At 48.3% G+C, this 16640-nt stretch carries 14 protein-coding genes; 8 read left to right on the top strand and 6 right to left on the bottom strand.

The window, feature by feature from the left end:
• The first annotated feature begins 20 nt into the window (after positions 1 to 20).
• Genes RT717_RS27985 through RT717_RS27975 form a run of 3 tightly spaced genes read left to right on the top strand, consistent with a single transcriptional unit; the run spans position 21 to position 3371 of the window.
• Positions 21 to 1493: a sodium:solute symporter family protein gene (locus RT717_RS27985; protein WP_317489607.1), complete on the top strand. Its 1473-nt coding sequence runs from the start codon at positions 21 to 23 to the stop codon at positions 1491 to 1493.
• Positions 1483 to 2226: a glucosamine-6-phosphate deaminase gene (locus RT717_RS27980; RefSeq protein ID WP_317489606.1), complete on the top strand. Its 744-nt coding sequence runs from the start codon at positions 1483 to 1485 to the stop codon at positions 2224 to 2226. Before RT717_RS27985 ends, RT717_RS27980 begins: the two co-directional genes overlap by 11 nt.
• The gene (locus RT717_RS27975; RefSeq protein WP_317489605.1) at positions 2226 to 3371 is read left to right on the top strand and encodes an N-acetylglucosamine-6-phosphate deacetylase; all 1146 of its coding nucleotides are present in this window, start codon (positions 2226 to 2228) and stop codon (positions 3369 to 3371) included. Before RT717_RS27980 ends, RT717_RS27975 begins: the two co-directional genes overlap by 1 nt.
• A 53-nt stretch (positions 3372 to 3424) precedes the next feature.
• On the opposite strand, the gene RT717_RS27970 is transcribed toward RT717_RS27975, so the two are convergent.
• Both RT717_RS27970 and RT717_RS27965 read right to left on the bottom strand, forming a co-directional pair.
• Complete coding sequence (locus tag RT717_RS27970) at positions 3425 to 4330, bottom strand: M16 family metallopeptidase (protein WP_317489604.1); 906 nt, start codon at positions 4328 to 4330, stop codon at positions 3425 to 3427.
• Positions 4331 to 4383: 53 nt separating this feature from the next.
• Positions 4384 to 6390 (bottom strand): M16 family metallopeptidase, encoded by a 2007-nt coding sequence (locus RT717_RS27965; protein WP_317489603.1) that lies wholly within the window; start codon positions 6388 to 6390, stop codon positions 4384 to 4386.
• Positions 6391 to 6624: 234 nt separating this feature from the next.
• On the opposite strand from RT717_RS27965, the gene trkA reads away from it, so the two are divergent.
• The 4 genes from trkA to RT717_RS27945 all read left to right on the top strand — a co-directional run bounded on the left by trkA (position 6625) and on the right by RT717_RS27945 (position 12024).
• Complete coding sequence (gene trkA, locus RT717_RS27960; protein WP_317489602.1) at positions 6625 to 7965, top strand: Trk system potassium transporter TrkA; 1341 nt, start codon at positions 6625 to 6627, stop codon at positions 7963 to 7965.
• Entirely contained in the window at positions 7962 to 9422 is a 1461-nt protein-coding gene (locus RT717_RS27955; protein WP_317489601.1) for a TrkH family potassium uptake protein, read from the top strand. Before trkA ends, RT717_RS27955 begins: the two co-directional genes overlap by 4 nt.
• 15 nt (positions 9423 to 9437) lie before the next feature.
• Positions 9438 to 10517, top strand: a complete 1080-nt coding sequence (locus tag RT717_RS27950; RefSeq protein WP_317489600.1) for a prolipoprotein diacylglyceryl transferase — start codon at positions 9438 to 9440, stop codon at positions 10515 to 10517.
• Positions 10518 to 10653: 136 nt separating this feature from the next.
• Positions 10654 to 12024 carry an AGE family epimerase/isomerase gene (locus tag RT717_RS27945; RefSeq protein ID WP_317489599.1) on the top strand — a complete coding sequence of 457 codons (1371 nt, stop codon included), beginning with the start codon at positions 10654 to 10656 and terminating at the stop codon, positions 12022 to 12024.
• Between the two features lie 71 nt (positions 12025 to 12095).
• Here RT717_RS27945 and RT717_RS27940 read toward each other — a convergent pair whose 3' ends face one another.
• Positions 12096 to 12863: a DUF6503 family protein gene (locus tag RT717_RS27940; protein WP_317489598.1), complete on the bottom strand. Its 768-nt coding sequence runs from the start codon at positions 12861 to 12863 to the stop codon at positions 12096 to 12098.
• A gap of 86 nt (positions 12864 to 12949) precedes the next feature.
• On the opposite strand from RT717_RS27940, the gene RT717_RS27935 reads away from it, so the two are divergent.
• Positions 12950 to 13765: a sterol desaturase family protein gene (locus tag RT717_RS27935; RefSeq protein WP_317489597.1), complete on the top strand. Its 816-nt coding sequence runs from the start codon at positions 12950 to 12952 to the stop codon at positions 13763 to 13765.
• On the opposite strand, the gene RT717_RS27930 is transcribed toward RT717_RS27935, so the two are convergent.
• From RT717_RS27930 to RT717_RS27920, 3 genes are all read right to left on the bottom strand, one after another.
• Positions 13743 to 14288 (bottom strand): hypothetical protein, encoded by a 546-nt coding sequence (locus tag RT717_RS27930; RefSeq protein WP_317489596.1) that lies wholly within the window; start codon positions 14286 to 14288, stop codon positions 13743 to 13745. The two genes, RT717_RS27935 and RT717_RS27930, sit on opposite strands and share 23 nt — an antisense overlap.
• 27 nt (positions 14289 to 14315) lie before the next feature.
• Positions 14316 to 15290: a magnesium/cobalt transporter CorA gene (gene corA, locus RT717_RS27925; RefSeq protein ID WP_317489595.1), complete on the bottom strand. Its 975-nt coding sequence runs from the start codon at positions 15288 to 15290 to the stop codon at positions 14316 to 14318.
• Positions 15291 to 15365: 75 nt separating this feature from the next.
• On the bottom strand, positions 15366 to 15875 hold the full coding sequence (locus tag RT717_RS27920) for a YybH family protein (RefSeq protein WP_317489594.1): 510 nt from the start codon (positions 15873 to 15875) through the stop codon (positions 15366 to 15368).
• Positions 15876 to 16640: the final 765 nt, after the last annotated feature.

The raw sequence follows: 16640 nt of genomic DNA, 5'->3' as shown, positions 1-16640 counted from the left end.
CACCCTAATCAACCGCTACTTTGCAACTAAGCACTCCTGACTTTATCGTAATTGGCCTATTCTTCGTGCTTATGCTGGTCATTGGCCTGTGGTCGATGGCCAGGAACAAAACAGCCGAAGACTATTTCGTGGCCAGTGGCCAGCTGCCCTGGTGGCTATCGGGCATTTCGCATCACGTTTCGGGCTACAGTGGTGCCGTATTTGTGGCGTACGCCAGCCTCGCCTACACGCACGGGTTCTCTATTTATGTATGGTGGGCCTTTACTATCGGCATTACTGTTCTTCTGAGTGCCCGGCTATTTCCCGTCCTCTGGGTGCGGCTGCGAAAGCGGCTGCAGATACAGTCGCCGCTGGAATACCTAACGGTTCGCTACAATCTTCTCACTCAACAAATCATGGCCTGGAGCGGGGTGCTGTTAAAGCTTTTTGATGTGGGTGCCAAGTGGACAGCCATCGCTGTGTTGCTCAACGTTTTTACGGGGCTTCCGCTGATTTATGGCATTCTTATTTCCGGAGGTGTTTCTCTCATTTACGTCACCTTCGGTGGCCTGTGGGCAGTAATAATCACAGACTTCGCTCAGTTTATTGTGCAAATTTTGGCTGGTCTTATTATGCTAATCATGGTCGTTCGGCACCTGGGCGGATGGAATGAGATTCTCACCTTTTGGAACGACCTACCAGAAGGCAACAGTCAACCTTTTAATAGTCCATATACTGTTGGTTTTGCACTAGCGTTTCTTTGTATCAATTTCCTGAGCTACAACGGCGGCACCTGGAACCTGGCCACCCGCTACATTTCATCACCGGATGAAACCCAGGCCAAAAGAGCAGCCTACCTCTCCGGCACTTTGTACCTGATCTGGCCCTTGATTTTATTTCTCCCTATGTGGGCGGCCCCACTTATTTTGCCGGACCTGCAAGACCCAAGTCAATCATATGGATTGCTGACGCTCAAACTTCTTCCGGCCGGTTTGGTTGGCCTGGTGGTGGCGTCGCTCTTTGCTAACACCATGACCATGACCTCTTCAGACATCAACACCATTTCGGCGGTGCTCACCCGAGACATACTGCCTGTGCTCTCAAAGAGGTTGAAAGAAAAGCGGGCCTCGCTGGTGGTAGCCAGAGCCACCACCTTCATCTTCACGCTAATGACACTGGTGGTGGCCTCCCAAAACGAACGCTTTGGAGGCGTGTTTGGTCTTATTGTCACCTGGTTTGGCGCTTTGGTAGGCCCTATTGCCGTGCCCATGTTGTTTGGCATGTTACCTGTGTTCAGGCACTGCGGGTCTTTGGCTGCAATTGGATCAATTGCGGCGGGCTTTGTTACTTTCATTGTCACCAAGAACATTGAAATCACCAGCCTGGCACTTGCCGTGGCCTTGCCATTGATTGTATCTTTATCTGTGTTTATCGGCCTAGGGCTGTGGAACCGGAACAGGCCCGTTTCAGAGGCTGTTAGCGGTCTGTTAAAATCGTTGGAGCATGAAGGTTAAAGTATACAAAAACAGAACGGAGATGGGGGTTGCTGCGGGGAAGGCAGTAGAACTAGAGATACTGAACCTACTGAAAAAACAAGACGAGGTACGGATGATATTTGCCGCTGCTCCTTCACAAAATGAAGTGCTGGACTTTCTGAAAAAGAGTGAATTTATTCCGTGGCAAAAGATAGTGGCTTTCCATATGGATGAATATGTAGGATTACCCGCTGGATCGCAGCAGTCTTTTGGTTACTTCCTGAGTAATCATTTGTTTGACCATGTCCCTTTAAAGCAAATCAACCTCCTCGACGGAAACGGAGGGGACAATGAACTAGCAAGATACACCCAACTTTTGACTGAGAAGCCTATTGATATCGTCTGCCTGGGCATAGGAGAAAACGGTCACATTGCCTTCAACGACCCGCCCGTGGCTAATTTCAACGACCCGGAAACAGTGAAGGTGGTGGAATTGGATGTTCCGTGCCGGCAACAGCAGGTCAACGACGGGTGTTTCCCATCTTTCGACGCCGTGCCTACGCATGCACTTACGCTTACTATTCCCACGCTGATGGCTGGAAAGAATCTGTTTTGTGTAGTGCCCGGATTGAGCAAACGAAATGCCGTGACCGATGCGCTGATTGGACCTATTTCTACAAGCTGCCCGGCCTCTATTCTGAGAAACCACGGCGGCTGCCAGCTTTTTCTCGATCCTGATTCCTTCGGCGAAAACTACATTCCATCTGCTTGATGAAAGAAGCGTCATTTATCGAAGCTATCGACTGCCTTAATGGTTGCCACGTAACAGTGAATGCCATCAACGGAATATCGGCTTTATCAAAATCAAGTTCCGTGTCTGACCAGGTTTTGTTTGTGGGGCCAGGCCTTGTGGACCTCCAGGTGAATGGCGTCAATGGGATTGACTTCAACAATACATCTCTGAGCGGGGAAGACCTCCTAAACGCTGCCAAATTTCTTCTGAGCCAGGGCGTAACCACTTTCTTCCCTACTATCATTACCAATTCCGACGAAAACATTTGCCAACTGCTGGCCACCATCAACGAAGCCTGCCGTCATCATGATTTGCTTGGCCAGTGCGTTGGCGGCATCCATCTTGAAGGGCCTTTCATTTCGAAAGAAGAGGGGGCCAGAGGTGCACATAATAAAAAATATGTGAAGGCGCCCGATTGGGAGCTGTTCATGCGTTTTCAGAAAGCTGCCGGCAACCGGATCAAGATGATTACCCTTTCCCCTGAGTGGGACAACTCGGCAGCGTTTATTTCCAGCGCAGTAAAAAGTAGAGTGCTGGTGTCAATAGGTCATAGCCTGGCTTCACCCGAGCAAATTCAAAAAGCAGTTGACGCCGGGGCCACCATGTCAACACATATCGGCAATGCAGTTCCACTCATGCTGCCCAGGCACCCCAATATCATTTGGGAGCAACTGGCACAGGATAGGCTCTGCCCGAGCATTATCGCAGACGGTTTCCATCTTCCCGATAGCTTCATGAAAGTTGTCATGAAGGCAAAAGGAAAAAACTGTTTCCTGGTAAGCGATGCCACCCTATTTACTGGCATGAAGCCTGGTGTTTACAACACTCATATTGGTGGCCAGGTGAAGCTCGAACCTAATGGTCGACTGAGTATGGAGGGTGGAAACGGACTGCTTGCCGGTGCCGCCATGACGTTGCTTCAGAATGTGGGATACCTGGTAACACATCAAGTGGCAAGCTTAAGCCAGGCCTGGAAAATGGCATCGGTCATTCCAGACAGCCTGATGAATACCCACAGAGAGCCCAATAAAATAGCCTGTGAAGACGCTGTTATCTTTACTTTTGAGGAAAAGATTGCAATTCAAAAGGTCTACAAGTGCGGAGCATTGGCTTTTGAAACATAAAAAACCGGAGCTCCCGACCTGGCTGGCCGAAAGCTCCGGCAATCAAAAATGCTTTACTGAATATTAATCTTCTCTACTTTGTCATAGCCAAATAGCTCTTCCAGGGTCAGCTGCTTCACTTCACCATATTGCTGAAGGCCTTTGAAGTCGATCTTGTCCTTGTCGCCCAGCACCATCATGTTATACTTCTTCCCTTTCACATACTGCTTCTGAAAGGCTACCACATCCTCCATGGTCATGGTCGGAATCTTTTCATAAATATCTTTTCTGATATCGTGATCCAGCTCCATATCCCTAGCACTCTCATAGTTAAAAAGCTTGCTCCAGCGGGTGATGCGCTCGCTCTCGATCTGGCTCATGATCGACTTTTTGGCAGTTGCCAAACCAGTCTCTGACTCAGGAAGGTCCTCAATGATATTGAGCAAAGCCGGCACCGCCTGATTTTGCTTGTCGGCCTGTGTGCCCACGTAAGCAAAGAAGTGATTGTTTTTACCCACCTCATCTGCTGTGGAATAATTGGCCCAAACCGAGTAAGCCAACCCCTGTGCTTCTCTTATCTCCTGAAAAACAATAGAGCCCATGTTGCCGCCAAAATACTCATTGTAGAGCTCCGTTTCAGGCATCAGGTTCACGTCGAATTCTTCGCCCCTGGTTAAGAACAGTATTTCTTCCTGCACCATGTCATAATCGGCCCAAAAAACTTTTGGCTTGTCAACTTCCTGCTTGGCGAACTCCTTCGGCTCAGGAAGCGGTAACATGGTTTCAGGCAGTTTGTGGTTCGTATTTAAGATGGCTACGAGCTTTTTTGACTCTACCGGGCCATAATACATCACTTTGTGAGTGGTCTTCGTGAAGTTCCGGGTAAGATCAAGCAGCTCCTCCGAATTGAGATTCATCAGGTCCGTGTTCGACACCACATTGGTGAATGGCGACTGAGCACCATAGAGTCCGTAGTTCATCAGTCCGCTGAAAAGTATGGCTGATTTGTTCTTTTTCTGGTCTTCTCTTTCTTTCAGTATCCTTCTTTCAGTTTGGCAAGTGCCTCCTCGTCCGGCTGGGCATTGGCCAGCAAATCCTCAAAGATCACCATCGCTTTTTCCATGTTTTCAGAAAGGCCCGTTAGCATTACATAGCTTTCTTCGGCAGAAGAAAATACCGAGAAGTTGCACCCCAGTTTGAAAAGCTCCTTCTGTATTTCCTCGGCTGTGTAAGTCGGTGTGCCTACAAACTCGAGGTAGTCAACAGCTACCTTTATTTTCGGGTCGATATTCGTACCAAAGTCGGCCTTGTAGTATAGCCTGAACAAGTCGTTCTCATCATTTTGCGTGTAAAGCACTTCCAGGTCATTCTTCATTGTCAATTCCTCAATGTCCTTGTCGTAGTCCACAAACAATGGCTTCAACTTCGGAGGCTCGCTATTGATAATCGCTTCATGAAATGGCGATTTGGCTTCCCTATTGAGCTCCACTTTGGTGATCTCCGGCTTTTCCACCTGCTGCGCATTCGGATCTTTGCCCGTCCGCTTGTAAACGAGCGCATAGTTGTCGCCAAAGTTGGCTTTGGCGTAGACCATCACGTCTTCCTTTGTCACCTTCGACATCCGGTCGAACTCCGACACAAAGTCGCCCCAGGGCATGTTGCTGGTGAAAGCCACGACCAGGTCGTTGGACCTTGCCCAATTGTACTGGTGCTGATTGAGCTGGTTCTTTTTCAAGTCATTCACCACAGCAGAAATCAGCCAGTCATCGAAGTTTCCTGTTTTGATTTTCTCAAGCTCCTCCAGAAAAAGGTCTCGAAGCTGATCAAGCGTTTGGCCATCTTTGGGGCTTGCCATCAGCACTTGCATGCTGTAGTCGTTCATGTCGTACACGAAGGTGGATGCCTCCAACACCTTCTGCTGTTTCACCAGGTCGAGGTCTACCAAACCAGCCTGACTATTGGCCAGTATATTGTCGATGAGTCTGACCATGATATAGTCTCTACTCGACCTCCCTGGCAACCGGAAGCCCATCATGATGCGTTCCGCATCGGGCCCCAACACCTCTGTCACAATTGGCGCTGTGAGAGGCGCTTCCTGCACTGGCGTCCATGTGGGCAGTGTTTCATTAGGCTTCCAGCTTCCAAAGTATTTGTCGATCAATGTGATGGTGGCATCGAGGTCCAAATCACCACTTAGGCAAATGCCCACATTGTTGGGGACATAGTATTTATAGAAATAATTTTTGATCTCAGTAATGGAGGGGTTCTTAAGGTGATCAATAGTACCAATCACCGTTTGGGTACCGTAGGGATGCTCTTTGAACAAAGCACTTAGCATCGCCTCAAACCCCTTCCAAATGTCGCTGTCAAGGCTGCGATTTTTCTCCTCATACACTGCTTCCAGTTCCGTATGAAAAAGGCGATTGACAATCATTTGAAACCTATTGGATTCAATTTTCAGCCAGTTTTCCAGCTGGTTAGCTGGTATGTCGTTGATATAAACCGTGCGATCATTAGTCGTATAAGCGTTAGTGCCTTTGGCGCCAATGCCCGAAACCATCTTATCATATTCGTTGGCAATGGCATATTTGGATGCTTCAATGGACACCTGGTCAATGATGCGGTAGTGCTTTTTACGTTCTTCTGGGTCGGAAATTTCTTTATATTGATTAAAAAGTGCCTCCACACTGTCGACCAGCACGCTTTCGGTTTCCCAGTCTTGCGTGCCGAAAGTGGCCGTGCCCTTGAACATCATATGCTCCAGGTAGTGAGCCAGGCCAGTATTGTCGGCCGGGTCATTTTTGCCACCCGCTTTCACGGCTATGGCTGTTTGAATGCGGGGCTCATTCTTGTAGTCACTCAAGTAGACTTTGAGCCCATTGCTCAGGGTATAAATTCTGGTTTTTAAAGGATCGCCGTCAACGTATTCATACGTGAAGCCGCCGCTCTCCGCCTTTTTTATTTCGTAATTTGTTTCCTTGTTTTGCGTGCAAGCTGCCAGGGCCAACAGGCAAATAATAATTCCAAGCTTGGTTTTCATGGATTTTTATTTGGTTAATGAATGAGTATTTGAATGTAGAGTGTTCTGAAAAAAGTATTTTTTGTCACGTGCTAAACCATGAAGATAATATTTTCTGAACTATTATTAGTCAATTAATGTCCCGTACAGACTGGTTCGCACTGGCTCAAATGCGCCACATTAACAATCAAAAGGTTTTACACAGGCTATGGTTTATTTTCTATATTTGCAGTCACTTTTTGATCAGAGTATCAAATGAGAATAATAATAGCAGGGGCAGGAGACGTAGGATTTCACTTAGCAAAGCTGCTCGCCTACGAAGAACAAGACATCATTCTGATTGATCTTGACCAGGAAAAACTAAAGTATGCTGCCAACCATCTGGACGTGGCAACTATCAGGGGAAGTTCGACCTCCTACAGTGTTTTACTGGATGCCAACATAAGCAAAGCAGACCTCCTGATTTCGGTTACTTCCAATGAGGAAACCAATATTGCCACATGCATCATCGGCAAAAACCTTGGTGCCAAGCGCACTGTCGCCCGGATCAGCAACATTGAGTTTCTTCTAGGCAAAGATATCCTCGACCTCAAAACAATAGGCATTGACGAAATCATTTCTCCTGAATCGTTAGCTGCAAAGGAAATCAAACGACTCCTTCGTGAGTCGGCCCTCACCGACACATTCGACTTCGACAACGGCCTGCTTTCGCTCGTCGGCATTACTATCGACGACAATGGAGAGCTGGCTGAGAAAACACTGAGCGAAACCGCTTACCTCAACCCCGACAACAGCTTTACCACGGTGGCCATTTTGAGGAACAACGAGACCATCATTCCTCATGGTGAAAATGCCTTCAAAGCCAATGACCACGCCTATTTTATCGCTCAGCCCGACGGCGTCGACAGGGTAATGGATCTTTCGGGGAAAAAGCGGACAGACATTAAGAATATCATGATACTTGGTGGCTCCAAAGTAGGTATCAACACCGCCAGGCGCCTTTCTAAAAAGTATAATATCAAGCTGATTGAGCAGGACAAGGAGAAGTGCTTTGAGCTGGCCGACATGCTGCCCGACACCCTGATCATCAATGGTGACGGACGTGATATCGACTTGCTGATGGAAGAAGGCATCACCGATATGGATGCTTTTATAGCCGTAACAGGGAACTCCGAAACCAATATTATTTCTTGTCTTGTGGCCAAAAACCATGGCGTGACCAAGACAATTGCCCTGGTAGAAAACATCGACTATATCCACCTTTCGCAGAATATCGGTGTGGATACGATGATCAATAAAAAGCTGATTGCTGCCAACTTTATTTTCCGGTACATCAGAAAAGGAGAAGTGCTCAACCTAACGAGTATTCATGGAGTGGATGCGGAAATCCTGGAGTTTGAAGTAAAGCCAGAAAGCAAGATATTGGCAGATGAATTGCGCAATCTTGACTTTCCTAAATCTGCCGTTGTGGGTGGTGTGATCAGAAGAGGAAGAGGACACACTGTGAGAGGTTCCTTCCGTTTCGAGCCCAAAGATCGGGTCGTTGTTTTGATTCGTCCCGAATGTCTTCATAAAGTAGAAAGCTTCTTTAAATGAGATTCAATGTACCGGTGATGGCGAATATCCTGAGCGTTTTGCTCATTATGAATGGGATATTGATGCTACTGTGTATTCCGATTTCACTTTCTTACAATGAGGGCGACCTGGCCGGTATATCGCTGGCCAGTGCCATCACACTTGGCACGGGCTTTATGATGTGGTTTTCGACCCGTAAAATCAAAGACAAAGAGCTAAAAAAACGAGACGGCTATCTCATAGTAACGCTGGGCTGGTTTTTGATGTCCCTTTTTGGCTCCCTTCCCTACATCCTTAGCGGCGCCATTCCCAATTTCACCAACGCCTTCTTTGAAACTATCTCGGGCTACTCTACCACAGGCGCCTCCATTCTCACTGACATTGAGTCGGTACACAAAGGCATTCTTTTCTGGCGAAGCCTCACTCAGTGGATCGGTGGCATGGGAATTATTGTACTGGCAGTGGCCGTTTTGCCTATATTGGGTATTGGCGGTATGCAGCTATTTGTAGCGGAAGCTCCGGGCATTTCTCCCGACAAGCTGCAACCCCGCATCAAGGAAACTGCCAAGCGCCTCTGGCTGATTTACATCGGGCTTACCGGTATAGAAACAGTGTTGCTTTGGGTAGGAGGCATGACCTTCTACGACGCCATCAACCATGCCCTGACAACCATGGCCACCGGTGGCTTTTCTACCAAAAACGCCAGCATCGCCTATTACACTTCACCTTTTATTCAGTATGTGATTATTGTGTTCATGTTTTTGGCGGGCACCAATTTCACAATGACATACTTTATTTTTAAAGGATACTTCAAAAAGGTTTTTTCCAACGAAGAGTTTAAATACTATGTGCTGTTTTGCTCTTTCAATGCACTCCTGGTGGCGTTTACCATCTATTTTGTCAGCGATTCCTCTTTTGAAAAGTCCTTTCGTGATGGGCTCTTTCAGGTGGTTTCGGTGGTGACAACCACTGGCTATGTATCAGCGGACTACACCTCATGGACACCGTTTCTCACCGTGCTCTTCTTTGTGCTAATGTTCTTCGGTGCCTCGGCCGGTTCCACAGCTGGCGGAGTAAAAATTGTGCGCCATGTGATCCTTTTCAAGAACAGCGTGCTTGAGCTAAAAAGACAGATCCATCCGTCGGCAGTGATTCCGGTGCGATTCAATAAAAAAGCTATAACCAGGGACATCACGTTCAACATCCTGGCCTTTATCATGATCTATATCAGCGTGTTTGGGGTGGGCTCGGTAGCGATTGCTGCCACCGGAGTCGACTTCATGACTGCCATTGGCTCGGTGGCCACCTGCCTGGGTAATATTGGCCCAGGACTGGGTACCGTTGGGCCGGTCGACAATTTCGCTCACCTGCCCGTCGTTGCTAAGTGGATACTTTCGTTTTTAATGCTTGTGGGCAGGTTGGAATTGTTTACTGTTCTTATGTTATTTACGCCCTACTTTTGGAGAAAACACAGTTAAATCAATATCGAAAGAATGCTATCATACCTTATTTGGAATCCCGACCCGGCCATTTTTAATATTGGAAGTTTTGACGTGCGCTGGTACGGATTGCTCTTCGCACTCGGCTTCATTGTGAGCCAGCAGGTGATGTACAAGGTGTTCAAAGCCGACGGCCGGGATGAGAAAGAAGTAGACACGCTTACCCTTTACATGGTGGTGGCCACGATCGTTGGTGCGAGATTAGGGCATGTGCTTTTTTATGACCCGGTGGAATACTTAAGTGACCCCATCAGAATACTTTATATACGAGAAGGCGGACTGGCCAGCCACGGTGGTGCCATCGGCATTTTCATCGCTTTGTGGCTGTTTGCCAGAAAAATGAAGGGCATGTCCTACTATTGGATCCTCGACAGGGTGGCCATTGTAACGGCACTGACAGGAGCGTTTATTCGGTTTGGTAACTTTACAAATTCCGAAATTCTTGGTGAGCCAACAGAGTCCAATTACGGGGTTGTGTTTGCCACGCCGGCGGCGGATTTCCTCAAGCAGTACATTGTTCGCTCTGAAGAAATAGACATCAGCCGCACCACAAAAATCACCAGCGACGTGCCTGGCAGAGCGCCTATCGATGTGCTGGTGAAATACAACGAGGTGCCGGTGGACGAACAGGTAGCCCACAGCTTCTACCAAACAAAAATGCCTACAATTCTCGGCAACTCCGGTTATCTGAGCGAATACATTTGGCACAACCCCGGCGATGGCCTGAAATACGAACTCTACAAAGCCAATGGCACTACCTATGCCGAATTCTACACCTATGGCATTGTGCGGCATCCGGCTCAGCTCTATGAGTCCATTTTTTGCGTGTTTCTCACCATATTCCTCTATTATCTCTGGAATAAAAAGAGAGCCAAAATGCCGGAAGGGCTCCTTTTCGGTATATTCATGACACTGCTCTTCACGTCCCGCTTTCTGATCGAGTTTGTGAAGGTATGGCAGGAAGAATTCAACAATCCGCTACCTATCAACATGGGCCAGATATTGTCCATCCCTATGATACTGGCGGGACTGATAATTATCTGGAGGGTGACGAGAAAGAAGAACCTGGCCTAGCATCCTGAAATAAGACCTCATTTTTCCGACCCGCCTGACAATTGTCCGGCGGTGTATTATGCTTTCCCTGTGTGTTCATATGCGCAATAGTCTTAGTATATTCACTTACCTAAGCAATACTCTGACTACTATGACAATGAAATTTCATCTTCCCAAAGCGCTGTTCGCCCCATTTGTATGGCTCCTGTGCTTGTATTCCTGTTCTTCCCCCAACCCCATCCAAAAAGAAAAGCTTGAAATTGCTGATGCAATGGAGAAGTCGCTTACTACCGAGCTGCTCGACAAATGGTACCCGATGGATGTCGACAAGGAAGACGGCGGTTTCCTGAGCAGCCTCACCTATGACTTCAAGCCGGGAGAAAATCAGGACAAAATGATTGTGACGCAGGCCCGCCATGTATGGACCAATGCCAAGGCTTTTCAGCGCTACCCTGAAAAAGCCTTTTATAAAACAGGTGCCGAGCATGGTTTCAAATTTCTTCGGGATAAGATGTGGGACAAAGAAATGGGCGGCTTCTACCAGCTGGTGGACAAGCAGGGCAATCCCAAAACCATGGACAAAACTGCCTACGGCAATGCCTTTGGCATCTACGGTCTGGCTGCGTATTACATGGCTACCAAAGATGAGGAAGGCCTGGAGCTGGCAAAGAAAGCTTTCTACTGGCTTGAGGAGCATAGCCATGACCCCGATAAGCTCGGCTACTTCCAACACCTGGAGCGTGATGGCACCCCGGTGGTGAGGCCTGACACCATACCCTCCACCTCTGACCTGGGCTACAAAGACCAGAACAGCAGCATTCACTTGCTGGAAGCAATGACAGAGCTCTACCAGGTGTGGCCCGACCCGCTGGTAAAAGAACGATTGGCCGAGCTGCTCTACCTGATCAGAGACACCATTACCAACCCGAAAGGCTATCTGGTACTTTTCCTCACGCCGGACTGGCAGCCCATTTCTTTCAAAGACTCGACGGAAGAGGTAATCCTTCGCCATCACAACCTCGACCATGTGTCGTTTGGGCACGATGTGGAAACAGCCTTCCTGATGCTTGAAGCAGAGCATGTGCTGGGCGTGCACGACGATCCAAAAACGCTGGCACTGGCCAAAACCATGGTGGATCACGCACTGAGTATTGGCTGGGACAATGAGGTCGGCGGGTTTTACGACGAAGGTTACTACTTCAAAGATGGCTTCCGCATTATCCGGGACACCAAAAACTGGTGGGCGCAGGCGGAAGGACTTAATGCACTGCTGATGATGTCGCAGCTATTTCCCGAGGATGAGCACCAATACTATGAAAAATTCAAGCTGTTGTGGTCGTACGTCGACACCTACCTGATCGACCACGAAAACGGTGGCTGGTACTCTGGCGGCCTCGACAAGCAGCCCGACATGAAGCCACGTGGCAAAGGCAATATCTGGAAATCTGCCTACCACAATTTCAGAGGCATGTCGAATTCAGTGGATATGCTGAGGGGGAAGAACTTGCTGGAGTCAACGCAGCATTAAAAGGCCAAAGTTGTCATATCGCAGAGCCCAGGTTTAAACCCTGGGCTTTGTTTTATGAAAGTGAGTCACCATCACTTCAAACTCTCCAGCTTCTCATTCTCTATCCTGGATAGCTCTTTTAGCAACCCTTTTTCAAGCTGTTCGTCCGTTTGGTGAACAGTGATGGTTGAATCTATTGGTTCATAATTGACATAATCCTGGAAAAGAATGCCGTCGACAGTCTGTCGGTTGTACGCCTCCCGGAAGCGGATACCTGTTTCGTCGGTATTGTAGTAGTAAGCCAGGTAATCCAGCTGATAGGTGTCCTTATCGAACCAGTAAATGAAGACATCTTCGAAGTCTTTACCACCACCCTCCTGCTGGAAAGTGATCTGTACTTTGTGATAAGGCTTGCCTTTGATAGTCACCTCACCCAGATATTTTTTTATGACTGCGGCATCGTTGAGGCCGTAGGGCAGGAGAGCGAAGTAGAACACTGAATTCACTGAGTTGGCATATTTGAATGCCCATTCGTCGGTGAGCTCCACTGTGTCGCCATCCACCGTGCGGGTAAGCCGGGTGCTATTGACCAGCACATCTTCCACATAGCCAATGGAGTCCTGCCACGACCGGGTGTAGACGTATCGGTCAGGAAACCTCTGAACAGTGTAATGCTTTTCCCGGAAGTCGAAACCCACGGCAGCAGATTCGTAGGCAGCGCCGCCATGCTTTGCGATAGCTTTGTCTACGATCTCCTGTGCTTTTGGGTCAGCGTTGGATTGCGCTTGCTCCAACCTGGTAGAACAGGATGTCACGTAAAGTGAGATAATCAGGCTTACGGCTAGTGTATTTCTAAACATTCTTTTTTCTTTCTTAACGGAAACGTTTCGGGTCAAATTTAGTTAAGTAGTTATAGTCTTGCAGCAGACAAACCGTATTTCTTCCAGTGGACGAACGACTTCAAATCATCGACTTTAGCCAACCTAAGGAGGTAATAGGTTTCACGCTATTATTATTCCTGATCGTTTTTATCCGTTATGTGATCGTCTCTGCCATCTTTTTTGGAGTCTTCTACCGATTGGGTGGCCGGAAGTTTGCCGCCAGAAAAATATCCATAGGCACCTGGAAGAAAGGTCAGTTCAAAAAAGAAATCATTTATTCGGCCCTTACCTCATTTGTCTTTGCCCTCTCAGGCGTGGGCATGCTGTGGGCATGGCAAGCCGGGAAAACAGCCATTTACACTGATCTCTCAACCTACGGTTATTGGTATTTGCCCGTTAGTTTGCTCATTGCTCTGTTTATACATGAGACTTACTACTACTGGGCGCACAGGCTGATGCACCTGCCGGGGCTCTTCAAAGCCGTTCACAAAACGCACCACGAAAGCCTGATTTCCTCTCCGTGGACTGCATTCTCTTTTCATCCGTGGGAAAGTCTACTGCAGGCCATCATTGTGCCGTTGATCGTGTGGTTTCTGCCCATGCACATCTATGTCATCCTTGCCATGTTAGTGGTCATGACGGTGAGCGCAGTTGTGAACCACCTTGATATTGAGATTTTTCCTCAGAATTTTGATCAGCATTGGCTGGGCAAATGGCTGATTGGTGCTACCCATCACAGCCTGCACCATTCGGAGTTCAACACCAACTATGGATTGTACTTCACCTTTTGGGACAAATGGATGCACACCGAAAGCAGGAAATACGCAAGGCTTTTCAGAGAAAAAACATCAAAAAAAACTAGCGTGGCCTCTCACCAATAAAGGTGACGCAAGGGAAGGAATTCCACGAACATGGTTTGTGAAAAGTAACACTCAGTGGCTCATTGGCCTCCGCCGAAACCTCAAACACCAGGTTGGCTTCTGCCACCCATTTATCCAGGCAGGCTTTATCCACAGCCGTATAATTCTCTGTCTTCTCAGCAAAATTCGACATCATGTAGTTGTACGAGGCTTTGTCCACTCTTTTCTCGTCTACCATTACATAAAACCCTGGTTCCAGGTTGACCGAAAACTCCCCTCTTTCGTCTGCCGTCACCTCAGCCACCACCGGTGCCTCCGGGTCGTTGGCCTTTCCTGACTTTATGTAAATGACTTTCCCGGCAAGTGGTTTTGGTATTTTCATTTGGGCCAACCTGTCTTCGCTGGGTGCAGCCCCTCCGCAATACGACTGCGTTTCGAATACTGTGCCTGTGACGACAACGGCATTTGATTGTTTTGCCGCCGGGCGTTTGCAACCAAAAATAGACAGCGCTAACGCCAGGGAGAGAATTTTGAAGAATTGCATGGCCTCAAGATACTAAAATAGATCGCTTTACAACCACTTTTTGTGTTTCATGTACACCACCATCACCACACTGCTCACAATCATAAAAGTCCACAGCATTGGGTAACCATAGGGCGAATCAAGCTCCGGCATGTACTTGAAATTCATGCCATACACCCCGGCGATAAAGGTGAGTGGAATGAAAATAGCGGCCACCACCGTCAGGGTTTTCATTACCTTGTTCATGTCGTTGCTGAGGTTGGACAGGTGCAGGTCCATGATGTCTTTCAGCATTTCACGGGAAGTTTCAAAAGAGCTGATCAGGTAGTGAATGTGGTCGGCAACGTCCTGAAAATAATTCACAGAAGTTTTCTGGATGAAGTGAGAGCCCTCCACCCTCATCTTATTGAGGGCATCCCGTAGCGGCAAAGTGTATTTCCTCAGCGTGTTGATCTCCTTTTTGATCTCCATGATCTCCTCCACCACATGAAAAGAAGGGTCTTTGATAATCTCAGCTTCGAGCTTCTCTATTTTGTCACGCAGCCGCTCCATAATGATCATATAATTGTCCACCACAGAGTCGATGATATTGTAAAACAGGTAGTCGGCGCCGTACTTTCTGATTCGGCCTTTGGCCAATGCTATGCGGTTTCTCAGCTCATCAAACACGTCGCCTGGCAACCCTTCCTGAAAGGTGATGATGAGGTCTTCTCCCATCACAATGCTGAGGTGCTCCTGGGTTATTTTGTTAGCATCAGGGTTAAATACCAGCATCTTCAAAGTGAAGAAAAGGTACTTATCAAACACCTCGAACTTAGGCAACTGTTCCAGGTTTTGAATATCCTCGGCCATCAGGTGATGAATGCCAAAGAACTGAGCGGTGTCTTCCACCAGGATCTTGTTGGTGATTTCCACATCAAACCAGTTGATGTGATCGGGCTTTACCAGCTTTGAGGCTTCGGCGGGGCTAAGCCCGTCCCTTGTGGTGTAGCCAGGGTCGTTGTATTGAATGAGTGTTATCAAGGTTGGCGAGATTAGGCTGTTAATTTACACCAACGATTTGGAATCCGTGCTAGCCACTATTCCTCCGGGTGTAATTTATTTTTGCGCCCTTTGCAGGGGCTGGCATTTGTAGAATTGACAATCAGAAAAATCGTCAAGTACCTCATCTTCATCTATATAGATTTTCCACTCCCCGTCAATCCGTTTAAGGGTGGCGTGAAACATTCCATAAAGCACCTGAGGGGGGCTCTGGGGCTTGTGCAGACTGACACGATAATAACCGACCTCATAGGCGATGGCACCTTCCACCAGCCGGTCAACAAACCGAATCTCCAGGTTTCTCTCCCAGTCTTTCGATTGAGAAATGGCATTGCGCCGGTACTCGTTTTTTCGGTAGGCCGTGCCCACCATGATCTGGCTACTCTCCCTTTTTACCCTGATTACATCCGGCGTGTGCAAAGCCATGAAGGCCCGGGTGTTAAATTCATTGTAGGCCTTGATATAGGGTATCCACAACTGTTCATCAATTTGCTCAAATACTCTGTCCTGTTGCGCCCAAACGTCAACGGAAAGTATACATAGCAAGACCAATACCGTGCTCTTCATTCTTTCCTCCTTCTTCTGCCTGTGTGTTCTACAACAATTAAAGGACGTAAAGTCAGCACAATACAACCCATCGGACTGGGGGGAATTTTAGGGGGATATGTGGAGGAGAGGATTTGCGGCCTCGAATTGAGGATTCTGAAAGCCCGGATGGGGCTTCACCGTCATCCTCTGGCTATTCCGCCGCTACAGGGCCTTGAGGAGTCTGCATGGCCGCTAGCCACACTGCAAGTGCCGTTTACTAACCTTGGTGGCTTCGTGGCTCCAGAAATGGTCGTTAAGGTGCAGTGTCTTCACGCAACTTGTCCGGATGGAACAAAACGCCTTTTGAGGTCTCTCGCAGAGGACCCTGAAAGAGCGTTTTACCCTTTTTCGGATGGGGCGCCACCGCCATCCTGTGGTTATTCCGCCCCTACAGGGCTTTGAGGTGTCGGTACGGCCACCAGCCACGCTGCAAGTGCCGTCAAACGCTAGGTTGCCAACCTTTGCGCATTTGTTTCTTCGTGGCTCCAAAAAATGGTCGTGGTCGTTAAGGTGCCATGCCTTCACGCACCTTGTACGGATGGAACAAAACGCCTTTTGGGGTCTCTCGCAGAGGACCCTGAAAGAGCGTTTTACCCTTGTACGGGGCATCATTTTACCACCATCGCTAGCCCACCGCAACCCTCAGCATAGGTGGGCGGCTGACGGCTCCAACGCTACTGGCCCCTTGCCGTACCAACGCCTCCAGCTCCTGTCTTCGGCCTTCCGTCTCCTCTCCGAACCTCC

Source organism: Imperialibacter roseus (genome assembly GCF_032999765.1).
Taxonomy (GTDB): domain Bacteria; phylum Bacteroidota; class Bacteroidia; order Cytophagales; family Cyclobacteriaceae; genus Imperialibacter; species Imperialibacter roseus.
Note: the sequence above shows the minus strand (reverse complement) of the source record. Positions and strands in the feature narration are given on the sequence as shown.